Genomic DNA, 8,420 nt, shown 5'->3' with positions numbered 1-8,420 from the left:
AGCGTCATCGGGGGTTTGGGGGGATTGCGAAGCAAAGGGGGGATAAGGGGAGCGATTTCGCAATTCAAGCCCCCTTGTCCCCCCTTTACTAAACAATACGCTTAAAACGAAAAGTAAAGATTCTGTTGGAAAAGCGACTTTATAAAGGCGTTGCCTTAAAAATTAGGTTTATATAAAAATCTTTTTGTTTGGTGGAGGGCTTCGCCCTCGAATCTATCTTTTATCGCCCACCGCCCCTTTTTACGGGTGCTAAAGCACAGAATTAAAAATTAACTTAAAATCACCAAAGTGATTTTTAAAAGATTCGCATAAGGCGGGAGATTTGCATAAAACAGCGACAAATAGGACAAAATAAAAATATTTTTAAAGCAAACAAATTTTAAGGATTCCAAAAATGACAAAATCAATTTTTATAAAAGAATGGATAAAACTAAGGGGCTTTTTTATCGCCACGCTTGGGCTTTCCCTCGCACTTTTAGGCTATTTCGCATATGCCCTAAACTACGAGTTTAGTAATATTGAGCCAGAAACTATGATGTGGTATCGCTTCGTTTTTTTGGATTACAAGCCGTATTTTTATTTTCAATATTTTATTCTTGGATTTTCCTTGCTTGTGGCATTAGCCCAGTTTTTGGGCGAAAGGGGGAAACGTCTTAAAATCATTCTGCACTTGCCAATTAGGGAGAATCTCGCCCTTTCCTTGCATTTTGCTATCGGCATTGCATTTATTTTATGCATGATTTTAGTCCTATTTATCGCTCTTTTATTGATTCTAGGGCAGTTTTACCCAGCCCCAATTTTAGGCGTTTTTGCAAAAGATTTTGCAATTTTTATCCTTGCTGGAATCTTAAGCTATATCGCCACTACCGCAATTATCCTAGAAAGCTCCCCAAAAGCCCTAATCTACAAGCTAGTTTTAAGCCTAAGTGCCATTTTTATCTTTATAAATCTAGCGGATTGGACGGCGATTTTCGCCCTTATCTTGGCTATTTTTTGCTTTTTAATACTTTCATTTGATAGCCTAAAAAGTATCAAATCCCAAAGGCTAAAAAGCCCTATTTTATTCGTAAATATCGCAATTTTAGGCGTTATTATTATCTTTACTTCTGCCCAAATTTATAGCCAAAAGTTTCAAAAAGATTTGGAGAAATTCTATATTTTTTATTCGCCAATTTTAAAGGATTTTGTGTATCAAAAAAATCTTGGCGACCACAAGTTTATCTATGCTTCAAAAAGTGGGGGAAACTTCGATAGGGAGGCGTATGAAGGCTATTTGCCATTTTCATATTGGGCGGATTTGGACTTGCAAGGGAAATTGCCACTAAAAATTGATAATAAGATTTTTACCAAAGAAATTATTAAGGATTCTAGGCTTGGCTTTAGCTATGATTTTAGGGCAAAACCGCCTAAGATTCGCCTTTATCCGCTGTTTAATCCAGATTCTAAAATCGCTAAGATTCCATTTCCGGAAAAATTTATTTATGTGAAAAATGGCATAAAAATTTTTGATTTTGAAAGCGGAATTGATAAGAATCTAACAAATGAGATTCTCCAAAAAGCCCAAAATGCGGGGGCAGAAATGCCTTTTAAAAATATCTGGGGGAAAGCTACAAATATGAAAGTGGCGAATTTAGGCTATCTCTTGCAAGATAAAAATGGCGAGATTTTTAATCTTGTGATGAATGATAATGTGCTAAGTTTCAAGAAGATTCCAGCTCCTAAAAATATCGCATTTATCGCCCTTAGCGAAAATGCAAAAAAGGAATTTAGCGGCTTTGCGATAGATGAAAATAGCAAGTTTTATATGATGGGTTGGGATTTTAGATTTAGCGAAGTTCCGCTAAAAGGCTTTGATTATAAAACTATGAATTTGAGATTCTTTAGCGACCCAATGCACTATCAAATCCGCTACGATAACAGCAAAACATATTTTTCAAATGTCTTTAACAAGGATTTCAAATTGCTTGATAGTATAGAAATTGAGTAAGATTAGTTTATCAAATGTTTTGGAATCTTAAAGCCAAAGCTTGAGCCTTTGGCAATCTTGCTTTTTACCCTTAAATCGATATTGTGTAATTTTAATATATACTTTACGATAAATAGTCCCAGCCCTAGCGAATTTTCTTTATAGCTTTGATTTAAACGATAGAATTTTTTAAGTATATGATTTAGCTCTTTTTCGTCGATTCCACTGCCATCATCGATAATCTTTAATTCATTTTTTTTGAGTATTATTTTTACATTATTTTTAGAGTATTTAAGTGCATTTTCTATGAGATTTGATATAGCAGTTTCTAGCAATATCTTATCTGCGTTTATTTCCAAGCTATCGAGTTTTAGAGAGATTGTTCTATTGTATTTATTTTCTAGATTATTACAAATCTCTAAAATAATATCATTCAAATTAAACCTACTAATTTCTAGCTTGATTAGCTCGTTTTCTAATCGTATTGCTAGATATAGCCTATTTAAAATCATATCCATTTTCTTAGCTTGATTTTGTATTTTCTGCTTTGCCAAATCCTTTGTTTTAGCATCATCTAGTAAGTCGCAATATCCTAAAATAATAGAAATAGGATTCTTAAACTCGTGAGATAGTGATGAAATAAATTGTGAATTCTGTATATATTTTAATTTTAGCTTTTTATTATTCTTATTTCTTGCAATTTTACTAGCTTGTAATGTCAATCTTAGTGTTGTTATATGCTTGTTTAGGTTGCGATTATATGGAGAAATAAAACAATAATCCCTAGATTTACTATAATCTCCTCGTATTAGTTTGTTTAATTCTAATATGTTTTTTTTATATTCCCTATGTGATATATATATAAATATGGCAATAACAAGTATTATAATGATAAATATAATATAGATTCTAAACAAGCATATACCCTTCAGAGCGAATATTTTTTATGTATTTATTTTTATCATCATTTAGCTTTTGTCGTAACCTTTTGATTGCGACATTAATACTTTTTATTTGATTTTGATTATCCCAAATAGATTCTAATAAAAAATCCTTTGTCAAAACCTTTCTTGGATTTAGGAAAAATATATGTAGAATCTTTGCTTCTAATGGTGTTAGAAATATATTTTTATCATCGATATTTAGGATTCTAGTATTTATATCAAGATGTAGATTTTTATAAATATAATTTTTGTTTTCACTACCTTTTTGACGACGAAGAAGGGCGTTTATCTTTGCTAATAATAAATCAAAATCAAAAGGTTTTGTTATATAGTCATCTCCTCCGCGTTCAAAGCCTTTCATTTGGTCTTCTTTTGAGTTTAGGGCACTTAGGAAAATAATGGGGATATTTACGCCATTTTTACGAATCTTTTTGACAAATTTTGAGCCCTCTTCCCTTATCCCATTTTCATATTCTAAATTCCTATCTACAATCATTAATGATACAGATTCTTCTTCTAGAATCTTTTCTGCATTTTTTGTATTCAAACAACCAATTACATCAAAACCAGCATTAGAAAGCCTAATTTCTAATAAATCAAGTAAATCAATCTCATCATCAATAATTAATATTAAATCTTTCATTATTAATCTTTCTAGTAAATATATTTGAAATATAACCAAATTTGCAAAGATTATCTATAGCATATTACAACATATTAAAAATCTAATAAATATTATATAATTTTGTTTTACTAAAATTATCCTAAAGAGAAAAAATTGGCTAAAACATCACATAAAAAACAAATTAAAATAAAAGATTTTCTAAAACAATCATCTGCCCAATATAGCAAAGTTAGCGATTTTAATAAAATCCGCTATCTTATGACTAGGCGAGATAAAGTGATTTTACTAGCCTTGCTTTTTGCAACCTTTATTCTATCTATATTAGAAACATTTGCTATTAGCATTATTATGCCATTTATCACTTTTGCTTCCAATCCAGATATGATTTTTGCCAATCAAATCTCAAATAAAATATACAATTTTTTTGACTTTAAAAATACGCTTGATTTTATGATTGCATTTAGTGGAATCTTATTAGTATTTTATGTTTTTAGGGCTATTTACAATATAGCTTATTCATATTGTTTAAATAGATTTGCTTTTAGAAAATATCACTTTTTTGCTTATCGATTATTTTGTAAAGCAACAGAATTAAGCTATCTTGATTTTACTAACAAAAATGCCGACATAATACGAAGAAATATAGTAACTGAAGCAATGCAAGCATCACATTTTATACAACAACTTTTAATGATGGGTGCAGAAGTTGTTACCATTGTTTTGATGTATATTTTACTACTTATAATAAGCTGGAAAATGACGATAGTGCTAACCATTATTCTTGCAGTAAATGTTTTTCTTATAACCCAAACCATCTCAAAAGTAATCCAAAAACAAGGTATATTACAAGCTGAATTAGGTGAGCAATTTCTAAAAATCATCACCAAAACATTAGGAAATTTTAAAATCATAAAATTAAAAGGTGAGCAACAAAATGTCCTAAAAGCATTTGATGAAGCGAGTTCTAGAAGAGTAGGCACTCAAATCACAAGCCAAACTTTAGCTCCTTTACCAAAATTTATCCTTGAAACAATAGGATTCTGCATACTTATCGCCGCAGTGGCTTATATATTAATCAAATATAATAATGCTGCTGCTGTAATCCCCATCATCTCAATGTATGCTTTGGCACTTTATAGAATCCTACCTGCAGTAAATAGAATCTTGCAAAATTATAATATGTCGCGATATTATAAACGAAGCTTAGAGATTATTTATGAAGATTTGATATACCACACAGAATACGAGGATAATAAACCAATAGATTTTAAAAATAAAATTGAGCTTAAAAATATTGAGTTTGAATATATGGAAAATAAACCAATAATTAAAGACTTTAATCTCACTATCAATAAAGGTGATAAAATCGCATTTGTAGGCAAAAGTGGTGCTGGAAAAAGCACATTAATTGATTTAATTATCGGCATTTATAAGCCAAAAAGTGGGGTTATTGAGATTGATGGGGTAAAGCTGGATAACTCGAATCTCCGCTCGTGGCGAAAGAAAATCGGTTATATTCCACAAAGTGTATTTTTATTTGATGGGAATGTGGCGGAAAATATTGTTCTTGGGGATAAAATAGATAAACAAAAAATCATTGAGGTTTGCAAAAAAGCAAATATTTGGGATTTTTTAGAACAAAACGATGGTATAAATACAATTGTAGGCGATGGCGGAATCAAGCTTAGTGGCGGACAAAAGCAGCGAATAGCCATTGCAAGGGCATTATATAGTGAGCCTGAGATTCTAGTGCTAGATGAAGCCACAAGTGCCCTAGATAATGAAACAGAATCTAAAATAATGGACGAAATCTATGATGTAGCAGAGGGCAAAACATTATTAATAATCGCCCATAGATTAAGCACTATTGAGCGATGTGAGAAAATCATTGAAGTAAATAATTAGGTAGTATGAATGAATAATAATGGTCTTGTAATTTGGATTAATGGATTATCAGGTAGCGGTAAAAGCACGATTGGAAGCACATTATACAATATAATTAAAAATGATATATCAAATGTTGTTTATCTTGATGGAGATAGTTTTAGAGAAATATTTGGACAATCCAAATATGACAAAGATTCTAGGATACAAGCGGCATTTCTACGCGCAAAACTATGTGAATTATTATCCAAACAAGGCATTGTTGTAATAGCTTCAACTATATCATTATTCAACGAAGTATATGCATTTAATAAACAAATATTTAAACATTATATAGAAATTTATATTGAATGCAGTATGGAAGAACTTATAAAAAGAGACCAAAAAGGGCTATATACTAATGCATTAAGTGGAAAAATCAAAGATGTAGTTGGAATTGATATTGATTATGATATGCCAAATCCAGATTTGATAATAGATAATAATAAGCAAGATAATCTCATTGCCAAAGCAAGACAAATAATAGAATATATGAATCAAAATAATATTAAATATATAAAATAATAGCAGAAGGCAAAAATGAGATATATTGTTAGATTCGCATTAAAACCAATGAAAAAAATTATTGATAAATTCTTATACAAATTCATTATCCAAATAATGGATTTATTCAATATTAAATTTCCCAAAAAAGCATCATTTTTAATTATATCATCACACGGACTTGGTAGAAATGCGTTTTTCTTATTTTTACAATATTGTGGGGTGAGAGTGAATTGGGATTATGCTTTTGAGGGATATTATAGACGATGTTATGGATACCTTACATTATTACTTTTTAAACCAAAAGATAAGGTTTGTGCTATTTCTTTTGCTGAATTAGATGTTGAAAAACAAGACAAAATTATTAATAAAATCAATCAAAAACTTCCAGCAATAATTATGACTAGAGACCCTATTAGCATACTAAAAACTAATATTAATTTAAGAGTGATAAGCAATAATGTAAATAAAAATATACAAACAAAAATTATATATAAAAATAATAAATGGCAAATAGTAGATAATGCACTAGAAGCAATTAAAAATAGAATAGTTTATAATGGCTATGATTTAAAAACACAACAAATCATAGAATCCAAAAAGCCATCTTTAGATTATCTACATTATTTATTAAAACTTACAAGTCAAAATAAATCAACCCTAGAGGTAAAAGCATTTATATTATTTACATCTCTATACACATTATTAAAAGATAAGATTACAGATATAACATTTATCGATATGAGGGATTTAACAAGCGATAGAGCATTTAAAACTATTAGCGTTTTGGCTAGATTATTTCACTTTCAACCTCCTTGTAATGAAAGTTTTTTCTCACATAAATTATATGGTGATATTAATGCTCTAATCCCACTTGAAATCAACTATCAATGCGATAATGGGGGGGGGGAATCTAATATTTTCCAGCAATCAACAAATATTTTTAAAAACAGAAAAATATGTAGATGTTAGCAGATATTTTTTTGATAATATTTTACTTTATGATTTAGCTGTATTTGTGGATAATGAGAAAAGTATTTGCCATATGGATAAAGACTTATTTATGATTATAAAATCTCATTTGAATAATTATTATATAGAAATCTTAACAATTATTGAATCATTAAATAAGAATCTTATAACAGAAAATAACATTATAGATTTTATAAACAAAGATGCAAATCTAAGAAAACAATATATGGCTGTATTTGACTATGAAATAGAAATAATAAAACAAAATGCTCCCCATATCGTAGAATCTTGGGAGTTTTATAATAAATTCAAGGAAAATAAACAATGATTAATATTCTAAAAAAGAAGTTTTCAACGCTACAAAAATGTTTAGAATATAAAGAATATGACAAAATAATAGCTGGTTTGCTTGGTAAAAAAATATCATTATTTACAAACACCATAAAACCACAACGATATAGATATATTATGCTAGGCTCACACGGAACGGGAAGAAATGCGTTTTGGCATTTCTTAAATGCTTCCAAAGCCTATCCAATGAGAAAATTTGATATAGCTTGTATAAGTAGAATCTGCTTTTTTAGTTGGAGAAAAATATATGGAATTGTTGTAGATAGAGATTTATCTCATTTACCTGATAGTATGCTTTTTATTAATAAACTACATAAAAAAGTTCCGGTATTTGTGCTTGTTAGAGACCCCATATCAATTATTAGAGGTGGAGTAAATATGACCTTAGCAAGTAATATTATAGATGGCGTAAATAATGTTTCTATAAAAGAAGTATTAGAATCTTATCTGCAATCTTATGATGAAATGCCACATCATTTTATATTCACTACTTCGCCAAAACAATTTGAGCATATAACTAAAGAATTAGTTTTTATAGATATGAATGATTTATCCAGCCAAAACGCCTATAACACAATGAAAAAATGTTGTGAAAAAATAGGAATCTACAATATTGCAGAATCTGCCGGCGGAGAAGAATTTTTTTCTAAAAAAATTGCAGATTCCCTTGCATTAAATATAGAAAAAAACTTTATATTTGAAAAAGATGAAGAAATGCCTATAGAAGTAAAAATAAAGATTTTACCATTTGAGAATGTTTTACATAAACATTTTATTATCTTAGAAACCCTACATTCAACATATCTCCCTAATAGAAAAATTAGTATTTGCCTTATTGGAAAAAATAGGAAAAAAGCATATAGATTATTAAAACAAAATGAAAAAGCTCTAAATATTATATTGAAAAAAGTAGAATCCCATACAAAAAATATAAAAGAAAAATTTGATATATATGAGGCATCAAAATTAGATGAAAATGACATTGTGGATTATTTTAAAAATGATAAGAATCTATATAATAAATTTCGAGCATTATTCGATTATGAAATGTCTAGCGTAAAGCGAAATGCCCCGCATATTGTAGAATCTTGGGAGTTTTATAAAAAATTCGAAGAAATCACATAAATCAAATATT

Annotated in this window: 8 protein-coding genes; 6 read left to right on the top strand and 2 right to left on the bottom strand. The window is 29.2% G+C overall.

Annotated elements, in window-relative coordinates:
* Positions 1 to 394: 394 nt before the first annotated feature.
* A complete protein-coding gene (locus tag CCY99_RS08260) occupies positions 395 to 1,987 on the top strand; it encodes a DUF4857 domain-containing protein (protein WP_112060940.1) in 1,593 nt (530 codons plus the stop codon).
* A gap of 2 nt (positions 1,988 to 1,989) precedes the next feature.
* Here CCY99_RS08260 and CCY99_RS08255 read toward each other — a convergent pair whose 3' ends face one another.
* Both CCY99_RS08255 and CCY99_RS08250 read right to left on the bottom strand, forming a co-directional pair.
* Positions 1,990 to 2,883, bottom strand: a complete 894-nt coding sequence (locus CCY99_RS08255; RefSeq protein WP_112060939.1) for a HAMP domain-containing sensor histidine kinase — start codon at positions 2,881 to 2,883, stop codon at positions 1,990 to 1,992.
* The gene (locus CCY99_RS08250; protein ID WP_112060938.1) at positions 2,876 to 3,553 is read right to left on the bottom strand and encodes a response regulator transcription factor; all 678 of its coding nucleotides are present in this window, start codon (positions 3,551 to 3,553) and stop codon (positions 2,876 to 2,878) included. The genes CCY99_RS08255 and CCY99_RS08250 overlap by 8 nt, the downstream gene beginning before the upstream one ends.
* Positions 3,554 to 3,688: 135 nt before the next feature.
* On the opposite strand from CCY99_RS08250, the gene CCY99_RS08245 reads away from it, so the two are divergent.
* The 5 genes from CCY99_RS08245 to CCY99_RS08225 are packed head-to-tail and all read left to right on the top strand — an operon-like array spanning position 3,689 to position 8,410.
* A complete protein-coding gene (locus tag CCY99_RS08245) occupies positions 3,689 to 5,440 on the top strand; it encodes an ABC transporter ATP-binding protein (protein ID WP_258443966.1) in 1,752 nt (583 codons plus the stop codon).
* 9 nt (positions 5,441 to 5,449) lie between these two features.
* Positions 5,450 to 5,983 (top strand): adenylyl-sulfate kinase, encoded by a 534-nt coding sequence (locus CCY99_RS08240; RefSeq protein WP_112060937.1) that lies wholly within the window; start codon positions 5,450 to 5,452, stop codon positions 5,981 to 5,983.
* A gap of 15 nt (positions 5,984 to 5,998) precedes the next feature.
* Positions 5,999 to 6,934 carry a DUF2972 domain-containing protein gene (locus tag CCY99_RS08235; RefSeq protein ID WP_112060936.1) on the top strand — a complete coding sequence of 312 codons (936 nt, stop codon included), beginning with the start codon at positions 5,999 to 6,001 and terminating at the stop codon, positions 6,932 to 6,934.
* A complete protein-coding gene (locus CCY99_RS08230; RefSeq protein WP_112060935.1) occupies positions 6,861 to 7,262 on the top strand; it encodes a DUF2972 domain-containing protein in 402 nt (133 codons plus the stop codon). Before CCY99_RS08235 ends, CCY99_RS08230 begins: the two co-directional genes overlap by 74 nt.
* Entirely contained in the window at positions 7,259 to 8,410 is a 1,152-nt protein-coding gene (locus tag CCY99_RS08225) for a DUF2972 domain-containing protein (RefSeq protein WP_112060934.1), read from the top strand. The genes CCY99_RS08230 and CCY99_RS08225 overlap by 4 nt, the downstream gene beginning before the upstream one ends.
* The last annotated feature ends 10 nt before the right edge of the window (positions 8,411 to 8,420 follow it).

This window comes from Helicobacter sp. 16-1353, assembly GCF_003288815.1.
In the GTDB taxonomy this organism is placed as follows: domain Bacteria; phylum Campylobacterota; class Campylobacteria; order Campylobacterales; family Helicobacteraceae; genus NHYM01.
Note: the sequence above shows the minus strand (reverse complement) of the source record. Positions and strands in the feature narration are given on the sequence as shown.